Source organism: Niastella vici (assembly GCF_002077945.1).
GTDB lineage: Bacteria > Bacteroidota > Bacteroidia > Chitinophagales > Chitinophagaceae > Niastella > Niastella vici.
In genome coordinates this window covers 212,189-227,131 of sequence record NZ_LVYD01000102.1, presented here as the reverse complement: position 1 = coordinate 227,131, position 14,943 = coordinate 212,189, and the positions used below count along the sequence as shown (strand labels likewise).

The window sequence follows — 14,943 nt, the reverse complement described above, 5'->3', positions numbered from 1 at the left end:
TATTCCAGCTATGCTACCTGATTGTTACAGCAACGTTACCAGTTTGTTATGCGCTTTATTCGCATTATTCCACATACAATTGGTAATTCCTGTAATTTCGGCACGGAAATTCCGTAAAAAGAACCTCCATCTCATTGGTAATTAGTAATAAGCAATCAACACATGATCTGGTACGAAAACGATGTTAAAAAACTGGAAGCATTAAAAGGCACTTTACCGTACACCCCGGAAACAATATTCTATGGCAGTTCTTCCATCAGGTTGTGGGAAAATATGTATGAAGACCTGAAACCGCTTCACCCGGTTAACCTGGGTTTTGGCGGTTCAACCCTTGCGGCCTGCGTTTGGTTCTTTGACCGTATCATGGAGCCTTATTCACCCCGTCATATTGTTTGTTATGCCGGGGAGAACGACCTCGGCGATGGCCGTACGGCAGAAGAAGTATATATATTTTTCAGGCAGTTCCAGGCCTGTTTACAAAAACGTTTTCCCGGTGTGCCGCTTACTTACATTTCCATAAAACCCAGCATTGCCCGCTGGAACCTCGAAAAAACAGTGCGCTACGCCAACCAGCTGATAAAAGAAGAAATTGAAAAAAGCGACAATCAGTATTATCTCGACATCTTCAGTCACATGCTGAACGCCAATGGCCAGCCGGAAAAAGAATTGTATGAGAATGATGGCTTGCATTTGACCAAAAAAGGCTATCTTATATGGAAAGAAGTGCTTTTGCGGCATTTCGAACAATTCTTTAAAATTTCATAACACGCCAAAAACAACTGATGGCCGGTGTTTCCTGTCTATGAGTGTAATGACCAGAAAATACTACAAGTGGTTTAGCCCTTCATTGTACAGGCATATGGAACTGCTTTCTTTTGGTTATGCCGGCCCTTCGGTGCTTTTCTTTCCAACCCGCACCGCCCGCTTTTACGATTATGAGAACTGGCGGATAGTGGACGTGCTGAAGGATAAAATAGACCAGGGCCTGTTGCAGTTGTTTTGTGTGGATAGTGTGGATGCGGAAAGTTTTTATGCACCTGCTCCGCCTGCCGCCAAGATCGCCCGCCATCTGCAATATGAGCGCTATATTCTTCAGGAAGTGCTTCCCCTCATCATGTTCAGGAATAATTTCACCATATTAACAGCTGCCGGCTGCAGCCTCGGCGGTTATCATGCCGTGAACATTGCATTTAAATATCCCCAGTTCTTTAATAAAGTAGTGGCCATGAGCGCACGCTACGATCTTACTTTATCGGCCAATACTTTCCCCGATCTGTTCAATGGCTATATAGATGAGAATATTTACTACAACATGCCCAGCATGTATATGCCCAATTTAACCGATGACAGCCTGCTTGAGAAAATTCGCAAATTGTCAATCAGCCTGATAGTGGGCAAAGAAGATCCTTTCTTTGATAACAACAAACATTTAAGCGCCGTTCTTACCAGTAAAAAAATCCCGCATTCCTTATTTATCTGGGACGATGAAGCACACCGCCCTTATCACTGGCGCAAAATGGTGCGGTTATATTTGTAATGGAAGCCAATAGCCCCGGTTGCATAGTGGCGATCACAAATTGATCAATTGCATTTTCCCTTGTTTTTTCATTTAGGAATTTTCCCGTAAGCTGACTGATATGAAAATGGGGGAACCGCTGAATGATCTGCAGCCTGTATCCCATATGTTCCAGCGAATCGGCTTTTTCCTGTGAAGTATATACCATGATCCCGGTTTTCATGGTATCAAGGTCGCGGGTATCAATTTTATACGTAGGCTCGTTACAATAGAATTGAAACGCATATTCCGGCGAAATATCATTAAAAAGGTATACCGGTTCATGTTGTTCGCTGTTTACATAATCTGCCGCCACCTTGCCCGACTGGTATTTAAATAATACCGGGTAGAACAAAGTATTCAGGAACAGGTTCACCGCCATGATAACGCCAAACGACCGGGCCAGTATATGCGGCAAGCCATTGCCGGGAAATACGCGCAACATAATAAACGCCAAAAACGCCAGCACGATCGTTGCCGCTATTTTATAGGGTACGCCCACAATAAATGCCAGTGCAATACAGGCCGCAAACAACAGATAATATAAAGTGTTCTGACTGTAAATAATTGTCTTAACCAGGGCATTGTTCTTCAAATTCAGCAACCAGGCCGCCACAATGATGGCAAAAAAAGGAAACAGGATATTCAGGTAATGGGGTAGCTGGAAGCTCGACACCGAAAACACCAGGAATCCTGAAAGCGCAATGCCGCTGCAGATATAATTACCAGCCGGCGAAATAATGGTTTTGTAGTTTTTCATGCACGAACCAATAAGCACAAACAGGATGACAGACCAGGGAAGGAATGCCCAGATCATGGTATGTACATAGAAAAATTTGTCGCCCGTGCCTTTGATGGGGCCGGTATTAAAAAAACGTCCGAACTGGCTGTCCCAGAAAAAGAAGCGGATGCCCGAAACATTAGTTTGCCCGAATACCAGTTTTTCGGGATGGCGGTCAAACTGCGTATACAAGCTGATGAGCTCAGGCATAATAAACAACAGCACCAGTACCATGCTCACCCACCAGCGGTAATTGAGAAATTGTTTCCATTGTTTTTTTATCACCCAGTCAATAACAAAACCCGCCATCACCATGCAAACAATAAAAATACCCTTGGTCATTACCGCAAATGCCAGTAATAAAGAACCGGCGATAAAGTATTTCCATTTATTGCTGGTATATGCCTGGTAATAATAATAAGCCGTGCCGATCATCAGGCCTGTGAGATATGGTTCGGCCCGCACATCGTTGTTCGAAATGATCAAATGTTCAACCGACAGGTAGATGAGCAGGCCCCATTGTGCGGTTTGTTTGTTGTATAATTTTTTGGCCAATGCGTAGGTATACCAGGCGCCGGCCAGCCAAAAAAGCAGGGCCGGCAACTTGTAAGCAAACGAATTAAAGCCGAAGAGTTTGAAACTGAAAGCTGTTATCCAAAAAGGAAAATGCGGTTTATCGAGCCAGTCTTTGCCATCAACGAACAAATTCATATAATCACCCCGCAGCACCATATTTTTGGAAAGGGTTGCATACAGGGCGCCATCGGGTTCCAGAATGGGCAGTAACAGCCCACTGGCATTTACAACAATGCCAATAATAGTTAACCAGGTAAACCAGGCTTCAACAGGGCGCGGAAATTTATGAGGCAGTTGCTTCGATTGGTCCAGTTTCATATTGTTCATTAAAAGCTAGGGCAAACTTAACGAAGGATTTTTTAAATACTTATTATAATCCCGTTTAAACCAGGCTTCAAACAATTTAAAAACACCCAGTCCCACCAAAATACCCAGCGCAGCACCACCCACTATATCCAACGGAAAATGTTTACCAACATACACCTGTGCCAGTCCGATCATGAAAGCCCAGATCCAGAGCCAGGTCCATTTTTTTTGCGTTACATGCATAATGGTAAAGAACCAAAATGTTGCCAGTCCAAAATGATTGGCAGCATGGGAAGAAGGGAAGGAATATTTTCCGCCGCAGCCAATGATACCGCGTATTACAGTGGTCATATCTTCATCATAGCAGGGGCGTAAGCGTTCAAAATGATATTTAAGTATGCTGGAACTGGTATAATCGGTAATGGCGAAACATAATATAGTGAGACAAATGAATTTTATTCCGGTTGGCCGGTCTATGCGGAACAGTGACCAGTAAAGCATAAATGCATACAGGGGGATCCAGGTGTACTGGTTGCGCAGGAGTAACATTACGAAATCGAGCCAGCGGGCGCTCATGTCGCGGTGAATAAAAGTAAAAGCGATCTTGTCAATATGATCGAGCCAGTCGAATAAATACATTACTGGTAATTTTGGGTAATAAAAATAATTGTATCATGTGATGTTACTTTTACCAGCGTATTAATTGTGTGTGACCATATACGGTGGAAAATACAGGAGGGTGGGGTAGAAGGCTCTGTAATTGTGTGTATTACATTTTTCTTAACAATCACTTAATCTGCGCATACACTTCAGGAACTTTATATTGATCGATGTATTGAGAAAAAAACCGTCGGCAAGGTGGTTCCAATCGATATAATAGTTATCATGGTAAATACCATTCTGACCATTATCCTATACTGGCAGTGATTAAAATATAATTTAATTAAGGAAGTGATCAGGGCGTCCCGGCAAGCCGGGACGCGTTTTTTATATATCTTGCTATTGCTATGCATGAAGATCTAATTCTCCTGATAGGGCAACACATCAAATCAAAAAGGACCGAGAAGAACATCACGCTCGAAGAGCTGGCCAATAGCGCAGGTGTTACCAAGGGTTTGATCTCCCAGATCGAGAATAACCGCACTGTTCCCTCATTGCCTGTATTGTTCAATTTGATCCATGGCCTCCATGAAGACATAAAATCATTCTTTGACGACATGCATGAGCATTTCACCAATGGCCATGTATTAATAATACGTAAGGGCGAAGAAAAAGCCTTTGAAAAAGAACCGGTAAAAGGATTCTCTTATAACCGCATCCTTACCAAGAGCCTTATGTGCCAGGCTGTTGATTTTGTACTGCTTGAATTGAAAAAGGGCGCGGGCCGAAAACAAATGATCCGCACCGAAGCTTTTGAATGTAAACATGTATTAAAAGGGAAGATCGAATACGAGATCGAAAAAGAGCGCTTCACCCTAGAAGCCGGCGACACCTTATTCTTTGATGGCCGGGCCCGCCACCGCTTACGTAATATTGGTAATACAGCAGCCAGCCTGCTGGTTGTTTACTTCTTCTAACTCCCCGTCATGTTATTATGTAGTATTTATTAATGCTAAACTTTAGTTTAGTATAGGTATACAATTAATGTTTTCATAAACTACGCCTAACTATCGCTTCACAGTGCCTCGATAATTTCGCCGTTGTATAAAATTCTGCTCTCCTCATCCAAAAAAACTGATTTATGAGGCAACACCTTGTAAAAGCAGCCACGGCTTTTTTGTGGCTACTCGTTTTCCCGTTCCTGTTATATGCACAACGGCCAATTACCGGCAAAGTGGTTTCAACAAAAGACAACCAACCACTGGCCGGCATTTCCGTGCTTATTAAAGGTACTTCCAACGGAACATCCAGCGATGCCAACGGTTCCTTTGTGATCCATGCAAAGGAGGGGAATGTACTTATATTAAGTGGCGTAGGTTTTGAACCAACAATGATCACTGTAACCGGTGATGATAATATTACTGTATCCCTCAATGAAAACAGCAGGGGGCTGAGTGAAGTGGTAGTGACGGCGCTCGGTGTAAAAAAGGAAACCAGGAAACTCGGTTATGCCGTGCAGGAAGTAAAGGGCGAAGACCTGGTAAAAGCCCGCGACCAGAACCCTATTACCGGGTTAACCGGTAAAGTGGCCGGTTTATCGGTAGGTCCTTCTGCAGAATTATTACGTAAGCCAACTGTAATGCTCCGTGGTAATGAAATTAACTTATATGTGGTCGATGGTATTCCCATCAGCACCGATACCTGGAACATCAGTCCCGATGATATTGAATCGTATACCGTATTAAAAGGGCCGGCCGCTGCAGCTTTATATGGAAGCCGGGCCCAGTATGGCGCTATCCTTATCACTACCAAAAAAGGTAGTAAAAGAAAAGGTTTTACCGTTGAGTTCAATTCAACCAATTCAATAGATAAAGGTTTCCTGGCTTTTCCCCGGGTGCAGGATGAATACGGCCCCGGCGAAAATGCCACCTACGCATTTGGCGATGGAAAGGGTGGTGGAAAAAATGATAATGATTATGATGTTTGGGGGCCCCGTTTCGAAGGACAGTTAATACCGCAATATGATGGCGTATATGATGCCAGCCAAACATATACCACTTCATATCCCGGCGGTCACGACCAGGACTATACCGGTCATATAAAACCAACGCCGTGGGTAGCCCGCGGAAAGAATAACCTCGGCCGTTTCCTGCGTACCGGTTTTCAAACAACCAACAACGTATCATTGAATGCAACCGGTGATAATTATAATCTCCGGTTCTCCTTATCGCATTCGTACCAGCAAAGCATTATTCCCAACATGCAGTTGAATATTACCAACTTCAACATCTATGGCGGGTTTAATCCTTCTTCAAGGCTTAAAATTGAAGCCAACGTAAACTATAACCGCCAATACACACCCAATTATCCTGATGTGGATTATGGCCCTAATAGTTTAATCTATAATGTGGGTATTTGGACAGGGGCCGATTGGGATGTAGAATCACCCGACATCAAAGCTATCTGGAATCCTTCCAAAATAGGTACACAGTCGGTATTTGCCGAATACCAGCGTTATCACAACCCCTGGTTTATGGTGTATAAATGGTTACGCGGACATTACAAAAACGATCTGTATGGCTGGGTGTCGGCCAATTACAAGATCAATAATAACCTGAACATAACAGCGCGTACCCAGGCCACCACATATGGGTTGTTACGCACAGAGAAGATGCCTTTCTCGGCGCACCCATATAGCCGCGAAGGCGCCATGGGCGATTACCGGGAAGATCATCGCAATTTGTTCGAGAATAATACCGACGTATTGCTGTCCTATAACTACAATGTGAAAAAGTTCGTGAACCTCTCAGGTTTGGTAGGCGGTAGCTTACGATCATTTACGTATAACTCAAACTTTACCTCTACCGATTACCTGAACGTGCCAGGTGTATACAGCTTCAGCAATTCGCTCAATCCGGTTCAGGCCAACAGCTTTCAGTCAGACATGCGGGTGCTCAGCGCATATTATTCACTCGATGCCTCGTTCGACAAATATGCAACCCTTTCTGTAACCGGCCGTATCGATAAATCATCGGCCCTGCCTAAAGCGCACAACAGTTATTTCTATCCCGCAGTTTCTGTATCGTCTGTACTCTCAGATTATGTACAGCTGCCTTCGGTTATTTCAATGCTGAAAGTAAGAGGCTCTTACGCGGTAGTGCATGGCGATGCCACTTCATCAACCATTGGCATGGCGCCATTCTCTACCATCTCAGCATTTGGCCATACACCATCAGGTAACTCGTTAACCGATTACCCGCTCAATTATGGCAGCAATTATTTGTCGCCCTATGGCGGCCCCGATTATTCGTTGCAGGCAGCTTATTCAACCAGTAAGAACTACAACAATCAAACTGCGGCTACCGCTTCAGATAACCTGTTCGATCCCAATATCAAAACATTCAAACGCGCCAATTATGAAGAAGGGTTTGATGTGAAGTTCCTGCAAAACCGGCTGGGGTTAAGTGCTACCGCTTTCCAGTATGTTGATGGGCCACGCATTCTGGCCAATCCCATATCGTCGGCCACCGGTTATAATTATTATTATATCAATGGTTTAATAACTCAAAAGACGGGGTATGAATTTTCACTGTCAGGTTCTCCGTTGAGAATGCCCAATGGCTTGTCATGGGATGTGATGGTGAACTGGTCAACCTATCAGGATACATATAAGAAATTACCGGGCGATCAAACGATCTATGCCACTTTCTTCAGAAAAGGTGACCGCGTAGATAAATTATACACCAGCGCCTTTGTAAAGACCACCGATGGCAAGATCATTAATGATGCTGCAGGTAAACCACTGGCCAACCCGGTAAAACAGTTCCTGGGATACCTGAACGCCGATTATCAGTGGAGCATTTACAACAAGATCGCTTACAAAGGCATTACACTCGGCTTCCAGTTCGATGGAAGTGTAGGCGGTACTACCAGCGATTATATGCATAACAAAACCATGCGCGGCGGCCGTAACATTGAAACCGTACAGGGCGCCCTGGGGGTTGCCCGGAAAGCAGACTACGAACATTCAGGCGACAACAGCTTTGCCGGTGTATATGTAGGCGAGGGTATGGTAGTTTCAAATGCCGTTCCCATCAACTTCGACAACGATGGTAAGATCATCAACTATAAAGACCTGCAGTTTGCAGCCAATAAAACAACCACTCATGTGCAGGATTATGTAAGTAAATATTACGGCATCGATGAATCGAACCTCATGAGCAAGACCTTTGCCAAGCTGCGGGAAGTTACCATTACCTACGATGTGCCCACTTCATTGCTGCGGAAAAGCTTTATCAGCCGCGCCAGCATTTCGCTCATAGGCCGCAACCTGATCTATTTCTATAAAGACAAACGGTTCAGGGATGTGGATCTTGACCAGTATAATTACGCCCTGGGCTCTACCGTACTGCAATCACCTACAACCCGCCGTTATGGTTTGAACCTGAATATTGTGTTTTAATTAAGCTCATCAAAAAAAGTAACAATGAAACTCACACGATATATCCCTGTGCTGGCAATCGTAATACTGGCTGCTACCGGTTGCAAAAAGACCTTCGACGAAATGAATACGAACGAGAACAAACCTTCGTCGGTACCGGCTTCCCTGCTGCTGAACGGAATATTATTCAATATGTACGATGCCCCATCAACCATGAAGGAACGCTGGTGCCAGTATTATTGCTGTAACTACGATTATTATGGCAATAACCGGTACGACTTCGGATCGGGCGATAATAATTATACCACCCTGAAGAACGTGGTAAAAATGGAAGAAGAAGCGATCAAGAGCGGCGCCGCTGCAGTGAATCCTTATGAAGCACTGGCGAAATTCTTTAAAGCCTACTTCTTTACAAAAATGAGCCTCGCCATGGGCGATCTGCCTATGGACGAAGCCCTGCGGGGATCTACCAATCTTGCCCCGGTTTACGATTCTCAAAAGAAGATCTTTCAGCAGTCGATCCTGTGGCTCGATAGCGCCAATAACGAGATCGCACAACTAATAGCGGCCAATGATAATTCACTGGCCGGCGATTTTTACTATGGTAATAAATTATCAAAATGGCAAAAGCTGGTGAATACCTTCCGCATCCGGCTGTTGCTGCACTTAAGCAAAAGGACCGATGACGCAGACCTGAACGTTAAACAACAATTTGCCAGCATCCTTTCCAACAAAACAAAATATCCGGTGATGGAAGATGCCAGCGATAACCTGCAGTTTAACTTTGTACACCCTACCAATGATTATCCTATGAACCCGGGCACCTTTGGGTTCGATGGATCGCGTTATAATACGGCAGCCACTTATATAAGCCTGCTGACCCAGTTAAAAGACCCACGGGTATTTGTAACGGCAGAACCGGCCGCCGCCCTGGTAACAGCCGGAAAAAGCCCCACCAGTTACGATGCCTATGTTGGTGCAAACCCCGGTGAAGATATTGGCGCCATGTATATAAAAGCAAACGGCGGACAATACTCATTGATCAACCGCAGGCATTTTTATGAAACTTATACCGCAGAGCCCTCCATACAGATAGGATTTGCTGAAATGTGTTTCAATATTGCAGAGGGCATCAACAGGGGCTGGGCAACCTCGGGCGCACTGGGTACAGCAGAAAGCTATTACATAGCAGGCATAAAAGCCTCCTTTGCCTTTTACAATATTCCCGAAGCCAGCACCTTCGATGCATACTTTTTGAGGTCTGGCAGTCCGGGCAGCGCTAATGTAGCCTATGATAAATATTCCATTCCGGCAAACTTCGCTACCTATTATGGACAAGCTGCAGTGACCTATGCCGGTAACAATGCTACCGGGTTAACGCAGATCCTTAACCAGCGTTACCTGGCCCTGTTCCGTCATGCAGGACTGGAATCCTATTTCACCTACCGCCGTACCGGTGTACCCGCTTTCACTACCGGGCCCGGAACCGGCAACAGCGCCCGTATCGCCTTGCGCTTCCAGTATCCCGCAACCGAAAAAACGGCTAACACAACCAATTATACAAAAGCACTGCAAACACAATACAGCGGTAATGACGACATCAATGGAGTCATGTGGATCATAAAGTAAGCCATCACAGTAAATAGTAAAGCAGTTTCTCAAATTACACGGCGGGGCTTTTCGAAGCCCTGCCTTATTGAAACCCAATCATTTAAATCTGCGAAAAAACAGTATGAATACGACACAGGCCACAACCATTGCCAACGGGATCATCGGGTTGTTTAAAGAATACGGTGGCAGCGAATATGCCGGGGAAAAAGTGACCCAGTTAGAACACATGGTACAGGCAGCCCGCCTGGCAGAACAGGAGGGATATGAAGAAGAAGTGGTACTGGCCGCCTTCCTGCACGACATCGGGCATATTTGTGAAGCGGCCCATACTGCCAATTCCATGAATGGCTGGGGCATCAGGGACCATGAAGAAGTTGGCGCCAATTTTTTACTCGAAAGAGGATTTTCAAAACGGCTGGCTCGGCTGGTTGCCTCGCATGTAGAAGCCAAGCGCTATCTCACCTGGAAAGATCCCCTGTATTATGAACAGTTATCAGCCGCCAGTAAAAAAACACTGGAGTACCAGGGCGGCCCCATGTTAACCGATGAAGCCATTGCATTTGAAGAACATCCGCTTTTTGAACTCATCATTAAAATGCGGCACTGGGACGATGTGGCTAAAATAGAGCACCTCGAAACCGGTGATCTGGAAAAATACCGCGAGATGATCATCAGGCACCTTGAGCAAAATGGCTAGTGGAAATAGCGAGCCCCGACTGTCAACAGAATATTCACCATTGACCATTCACCATTCACCAACATGACACAATTAGTGGTATTTGATATTGCCGGAACAACCGTTCGTGATACCGGCCTGGTAGCCAAAGCATTTATCGATGCGTTTAATGAGTTCAATATAGACGTTCCTGTAATGACAGTGAACCAGTTTATGGGATTCAGAAAAAAAGATGCCATCCGCATGCTATTGCCCCAACAGAACGAAGAACTGGCAGAACAGATCCATGACGCGTTTACCCGCAATATGCTGCATATATACGAGAACGATCCGGAACTGCAACCGCTGCCATACGCAGAAACAGTTTTTCAGCAATTGAAACAAAGGGGCATTAAGATCGCGCTCAATACCGGGTTTACCCGTACGGTTACCAATACCATTCTGCAACGGTTACAATGGACCATACCCGAAACTATAGATATGGTGGTGTGCAGCGATGAAGTACCCGAAGGCAGACCGTACCCTTTTATGATAAAGACAATCATGCAGCAACTGGCAGTAACCGATAGCCAGACTGTAGTAAAAGTAGGCGATACGAAAGTAGATGTGGAAGAAGGGCGCAATGCCGGTTGCGGCCTTGTTGTAAGCGTAACCACCGGCGCCTGCCCCCGTAGTGAGTTGGAATTGTATAAACCCGATCGCATCATCGATACCCTGGCCGAATTGCTCACCCTGTTATAGCATCCTGAGCGCAGTTGAAACGCATATATATAATATTAATTCAGCCATCGCCTTGTTAATTCCCATAACACAAGCATATAGTAAAAAGCAGGTAAGTACTTCCCTGGTACTGGCATTGGTCGCGTTTTTGGCGTATACGTCGGTGTATGCGTTCCGGAAACCGTTCACGGTAGCCACCTTCAACAACCTGTCGTTTGCCGGCATCAAATACCAGACCCTGCTCATCATTTGCCAGGGCCTGGGTTATATGCTCAGTAAATTTTCAGGCATCCGGTTCATTGCAGAATTAAACCGGCGTGGGCGCTGGAAAACAAGCGCCATACTGATAGGGACCGCCTGGTTGAGCCTCGGCGTATTTGCCCTGTTGCCCGCACCATGGGGCGTGATCTGCCTGTTTGTAAATGGCTTTATGCTTGGCTTCATGTGGGGCATTATTTTCAGTTATATAGAGGGCAGAAGAGGCACCGACTTTATTGGCGCCATAATGGCTATCAGCTTCATTTTTGCCGGCGGTTTTACCCGTTCCGTAGCCTTGTGGTTGCGCGATTACTGGGGAGTGGGGGAGCAATGGCTCGCATTTGTGACCGGACTGCTTTTTTTAATTCCACTTGCCGTATTTATTTATCTGCTGGAAAGAATGCCGGCGCCCGATACACAGGATGTGCAGGAAAGAACCCAACGGCAACCCATGAGCAGCACAGAACGCAGGCTGTTCTTAAAGCGTTTCGGCATCGGGGTTATTTCAGTGGCCGTCGCTTATTTATTCCTGACCATTATGCGCGATGTGCGCGACAATTTCATGGTGAATTTATTTAATGAGCTGGGGTATGGATCAAAGCCAGCCATTTTCACCCAAACCGAAACAGCCATTTCATTGGTGATCCTCGGCGTTATGGGCCTGTTGGTATTCATCAGGAATAATATCCGCGCATTACAAACGGCTCACGGCGTAGTAGTCGCCGGTTTTTTACTGGCAGGAATTTCCTCCCTGTTATTTATCTCCGACGCATTGAATGGACTGTTGTGGATGCAACTGGTTGGCCTGGGATTATACATGGGATATATTCCTTTTAACTGTATGTTTTTCGAGCGGTTGATCGCCGCCTTTAAAATAACCGGCAATGTAGGCTTTCTAATATACCTGGTTGATGCCTGGGGCTATCTGGGCAGTTCAGCTGTGGTATTATCAAAAGAGGTCTTTAGGTTACAGCTAAGCTGGGTGCAGTTCTATCCGGTTTGTGTGGTATTTTTTTCAATAGCGGGTTTGGCTGGAACCGTTTATTCCTGGCTGTATTTTACCAGGAAATATAAAAATGCCTGAAATCAGGGAGGCCATAAACACAATCAGCCATCCCGAATAAAAATAAGAAACATATCCCCCTGAAATCCAACTCCTCCCTTTAGGAGGCCGGGGGGTATTACAAATTAATTATTTCATGTTTAATCAATCAGCGATTGTAATTGGTGCAGGAATAGCCGGACTGGCAATGGCCCGTGCACTGGCCATAAAAGGATATGCAGTGACCATTATTGACCGGGGCCACCGGGCCAGCGGCGCCTCTGTCAGGAATTTTGGGATGGTATGGCCCATAGGCCAGCCAGCAGGGCGGTTGTATGAACGGGCCATTCGCAGCCGGGATATCTGGAAAGAGATCAGTGCTAGCGGCGCATTCCCCTGCGACCTAACCGGTAGTTTACACCTGGCCTATAATGAAACCGAATGGCAGGTTTTGCAGGAACTGTATGAACAATTCAAAGCCGAAAGGAATGTTACCCTGTTAACGCCCAAACAGGTTATTGAGCGGTCGCCGGCAGTTGTGCCCCTGAATTTACAAGGTGGGCTATATAGTACCGAAGAAGCAATTGTTGACCCACGGGAAGCAATAAGCAGGTTGCCCGCCTGGTTGCAGGAACGCTATGGCATTCATTGTTTGTGGGGGAAATGTGTGAGCTATGTGGCCGACAATGCCGTTTATGTGGGATTGAACGAACAATACAGTGCCGACCTGATCGTAATATGCAGCGGGGCCGATTTTGAGACCCTGTATCCTGAAGTGTTCAGTCAGCGCCCCATAACCCGGTGCAAACTGCAAATGCTGCGCTTTGGGGTTCAACCCGATAACTGGCAAATAGGCCCCGCATTGTGCGGTGGGTTATCGCTGATCCATTATAAAAGTTTTGCCATGGCCCCCTCGATCTTGTTATTGAGGCGCCGTTATGAACAGGAATTGCCCGAGTACCTGCGATGGGGGGTGCATGTAATGGTATCGCAAAACAGCCGGTATGAACTAACGGTGGGCGACTCCCATGAGTATGGGTTATCACCCGATCCGTTCGACAAAGCCTTTATCAATCAATTGATACTTGATTATCTGAAAACTTTTGCCCGCTTTAAAAGCAACACCGTTACCGCCACCTGGAATGGGGTATATGCAAAACTTACCAATGGAGAAAGTTATTTGTTCGAATCCCCTGAACCAGGTGTGTATATTTTCAACGGATTGGGCGGGGCAGGTATGACCCTGTCGTTTGGGCTGGCCGAAGAGTTGACAGCCCACTTATAGTTTATTCAGCCGAAGCCGCTTTTTCTTTCTTTGCCGATTTTTTGCGTGGAGCGGGCTTTTCGCTTTTTGGCGTTTCTTTTTTAAGGTGCTTTACTATATCGGAGGCCAGGCGTTTGCTCACTTTCTGCAACCGGGTTTCCAGTTTCTTTTCTTTTAAATGAAAATCGGTCAGGCTGCCAGATAATTTTTCAAAAACTACTTTTGAAAGTTCTTTTTTAGACGTTTTTTCTGGTGCCGCTTGCTTTTTTGCCTTACTCATGAAAGAAAATATTTATTTATGGATTTAATATAAAGATAATAGAAACTTAACATCTCCAATGTTAAGTTTTACCGCAAAAGCGATTCCAAAAGCATTGCAACAGTCTGACATATATCAGGAAGAAATTGATAACGTTGATTTAATACTGCTCTACCTTCGCATTAGGCTACCTTGCGTCGGTTTTTGGCGAATTAAATTAACTGCATGAAGTGGAACCTGATTAGTAACGCACCAACAGGCATTAAGGAATTTCAGCTGGTACAGGATGGCCTTGTATTGGCAATAATGAAATACAGCCCCGAACAGCAATCGATACGGATCACATTTGACGACCAGCACCTGGTGTTCTTTCTGGAAGATACAGGCTATGCCAACCGCATTCTCTTCAAAAATGTGTATGGTGTTGACCTTGGTAAATTCACTCACCGCAACCATAGCGGCCGGCTCGAGATCAATAATGAAGTGTATGATTACAATCTGGTAGCTGGCCCCAATCCAAAGCTCATCGTTCACCAGCACAATAAACAGGAGCCGTTAGCGGTATGTCAAATACCGGACATCCCCATACGAGACGCGGCATTTCATGTACAGGCAGGTATTGTGTTAAGTATCTGCAGATATGCCACCATGCCGGCCAGGAAAAGCCAGTTGCCGTAATATTCCGGTTTGATTTATTCACATCTCCAGCTCACCTTTTTTGATTTATTCAAAGAAACCACTCATTTAATGTCTGCTCATTAAAGAGGGTAAAGCTTTGGTAGATATTCTATAACAAAGCAGTAGTTATATTGTAAAATGTATATAACTCCATTGTGTATTAATAAGGCAGCTGC

13 protein-coding genes are annotated in these 14,943 nt (G+C 45.3%); 10 read left to right on the top strand and 3 right to left on the bottom strand.

The window, feature by feature from the left end:
- Nucleotides 1-162: 162 nt before the first annotated feature.
- The gene (locus A3860_RS35560) at nucleotides 163-765 is read left to right on the top strand and encodes an SGNH/GDSL hydrolase family protein (protein ID WP_081155356.1); all 603 of its coding nucleotides are present in this window, start codon (nucleotides 163-165) and stop codon (nucleotides 763-765) included.
- Between the two features lie 94 nt (nucleotides 766-859).
- Nucleotides 860-1,537, top strand: coding sequence for an esterase family protein (locus A3860_RS35555; RefSeq protein WP_245843696.1), 678 nt, complete (start codon nucleotides 860-862; stop codon nucleotides 1,535-1,537).
- Here the strand turns inward: A3860_RS35555 and A3860_RS35550 are convergent.
- The gene (locus A3860_RS35550; RefSeq protein ID WP_158085466.1) at nucleotides 1,473-3,230 is read right to left on the bottom strand and encodes an ArnT family glycosyltransferase; all 1,758 of its coding nucleotides are present in this window, start codon (nucleotides 3,228-3,230) and stop codon (nucleotides 1,473-1,475) included. The two genes, A3860_RS35555 and A3860_RS35550, sit on opposite strands and share 65 nt — an antisense overlap.
- Before the next feature lie 15 nt (nucleotides 3,231-3,245).
- On the bottom strand, nucleotides 3,246-3,857 hold the full coding sequence (locus tag A3860_RS35545) for a phosphatase PAP2 family protein (protein WP_081155354.1): 612 nt from the start codon (nucleotides 3,855-3,857) through the stop codon (nucleotides 3,246-3,248).
- A gap of 368 nt (nucleotides 3,858-4,225) precedes the next feature.
- On the opposite strand from A3860_RS35545, the gene A3860_RS35540 reads away from it, so the two are divergent.
- From A3860_RS35540 to A3860_RS35510, 7 genes are all read left to right on the top strand, one after another.
- Complete coding sequence (locus tag A3860_RS35540; RefSeq protein WP_081155353.1) at nucleotides 4,226-4,795, top strand: helix-turn-helix domain-containing protein; 570 nt, start codon at nucleotides 4,226-4,228, stop codon at nucleotides 4,793-4,795.
- Nucleotides 4,796-4,959: 164 nt separating this feature from the next.
- On the top strand, nucleotides 4,960-8,280 hold the full coding sequence (locus A3860_RS35535; RefSeq protein ID WP_081155352.1) for a SusC/RagA family TonB-linked outer membrane protein: 3,321 nt from the start codon (nucleotides 4,960-4,962) through the stop codon (nucleotides 8,278-8,280).
- A gap of 24 nt (nucleotides 8,281-8,304) precedes the next feature.
- On the top strand, nucleotides 8,305-9,888 hold the full coding sequence (locus A3860_RS35530) for a SusD/RagB family nutrient-binding outer membrane lipoprotein (RefSeq protein WP_081155351.1): 1,584 nt from the start codon (nucleotides 8,305-8,307) through the stop codon (nucleotides 9,886-9,888).
- Between the two features lie 103 nt (nucleotides 9,889-9,991).
- The gene (locus tag A3860_RS35525; protein WP_081155350.1) at nucleotides 9,992-10,567 is read left to right on the top strand and encodes an HD domain-containing protein; all 576 of its coding nucleotides are present in this window, start codon (nucleotides 9,992-9,994) and stop codon (nucleotides 10,565-10,567) included.
- A 63-nt stretch (nucleotides 10,568-10,630) separates the two neighbouring features.
- Entirely contained in the window at nucleotides 10,631-11,287 is a 657-nt protein-coding gene (locus tag A3860_RS35520) for an HAD-IA family hydrolase (protein ID WP_081155349.1), read from the top strand.
- A gap of 52 nt (nucleotides 11,288-11,339) precedes the next feature.
- Entirely contained in the window at nucleotides 11,340-12,608 is a 1,269-nt protein-coding gene (locus tag A3860_RS35515) for a DUF5690 family protein (protein ID WP_081155348.1), read from the top strand.
- Between the two features lie 115 nt (nucleotides 12,609-12,723).
- A complete protein-coding gene (locus tag A3860_RS35510; RefSeq protein ID WP_081155347.1) occupies nucleotides 12,724-13,851 on the top strand; it encodes a TIGR03364 family FAD-dependent oxidoreductase in 1,128 nt (375 codons plus the stop codon).
- A 1-nt stretch (nucleotide 13,852) separates the two neighbouring features.
- On the opposite strand, the gene A3860_RS35505 is transcribed toward A3860_RS35510, so the two are convergent.
- Complete coding sequence (locus tag A3860_RS35505) at nucleotides 13,853-14,110, bottom strand: hypothetical protein (RefSeq protein ID WP_081155346.1); 258 nt, start codon at nucleotides 14,108-14,110, stop codon at nucleotides 13,853-13,855.
- A gap of 204 nt (nucleotides 14,111-14,314) precedes the next feature.
- Here A3860_RS35505 and A3860_RS35500 point away from each other — a divergent pair, with 204 nt between their 5' ends.
- The gene (locus A3860_RS35500; RefSeq protein WP_081155345.1) at nucleotides 14,315-14,767 is read left to right on the top strand and encodes a hypothetical protein; all 453 of its coding nucleotides are present in this window, start codon (nucleotides 14,315-14,317) and stop codon (nucleotides 14,765-14,767) included.
- Nucleotides 14,768-14,943: the final 176 nt, after the last annotated feature.

What these genes read in the sequence shown, in the direction of transcription:
- A3860_RS35545 (WP_081155354.1), bottom strand. Translation starts at nt 3,857, where the DNA reads ATGTATTTATTCGACTGGCTCGATCATATTGACAAGATCGCTTTTACT.
- A3860_RS35510 (WP_081155347.1), top strand. Translation starts at nt 12,724, where the DNA reads ATGTTTAATCAATCAGCGATTGTAATTGGTGCAGGAATAGCCGGACTG.
- A3860_RS35530 (WP_081155351.1), top strand. Translation starts at nt 8,305, where the DNA reads ATGAAACTCACACGATATATCCCTGTGCTGGCAATCGTAATACTGGCT.
- A3860_RS35535 (WP_081155352.1), top strand. Translation starts at nt 4,960, where the DNA reads ATGAGGCAACACCTTGTAAAAGCAGCCACGGCTTTTTTGTGGCTACTC.
- A3860_RS35555 (WP_245843696.1), top strand. Translation starts at nt 860, where the DNA reads ATGGAACTGCTTTCTTTTGGTTATGCCGGCCCTTCGGTGCTTTTCTTT.
- A3860_RS35525 (WP_081155350.1), top strand. Translation starts at nt 9,992, where the DNA reads ATGAATACGACACAGGCCACAACCATTGCCAACGGGATCATCGGGTTG.
- A3860_RS35505 (WP_081155346.1), bottom strand. Translation starts at nt 14,110, where the DNA reads ATGAGTAAGGCAAAAAAGCAAGCGGCACCAGAAAAAACGTCTAAAAAA.
- A3860_RS35520 (WP_081155349.1), top strand. Translation starts at nt 10,631, where the DNA reads ATGACACAATTAGTGGTATTTGATATTGCCGGAACAACCGTTCGTGAT.
- A3860_RS35540 (WP_081155353.1), top strand. Translation starts at nt 4,226, where the DNA reads ATGCATGAAGATCTAATTCTCCTGATAGGGCAACACATCAAATCAAAA.
- A3860_RS35550 (WP_158085466.1), bottom strand. Translation starts at nt 3,230, where the DNA reads ATGAAACTGGACCAATCGAAGCAACTGCCTCATAAATTTCCGCGCCCT.
- A3860_RS35500 (WP_081155345.1), top strand. Translation starts at nt 14,315, where the DNA reads ATGAAGTGGAACCTGATTAGTAACGCACCAACAGGCATTAAGGAATTT.
- A3860_RS35560 (WP_081155356.1), top strand. Translation starts at nt 163, where the DNA reads ATGATCTGGTACGAAAACGATGTTAAAAAACTGGAAGCATTAAAAGGC.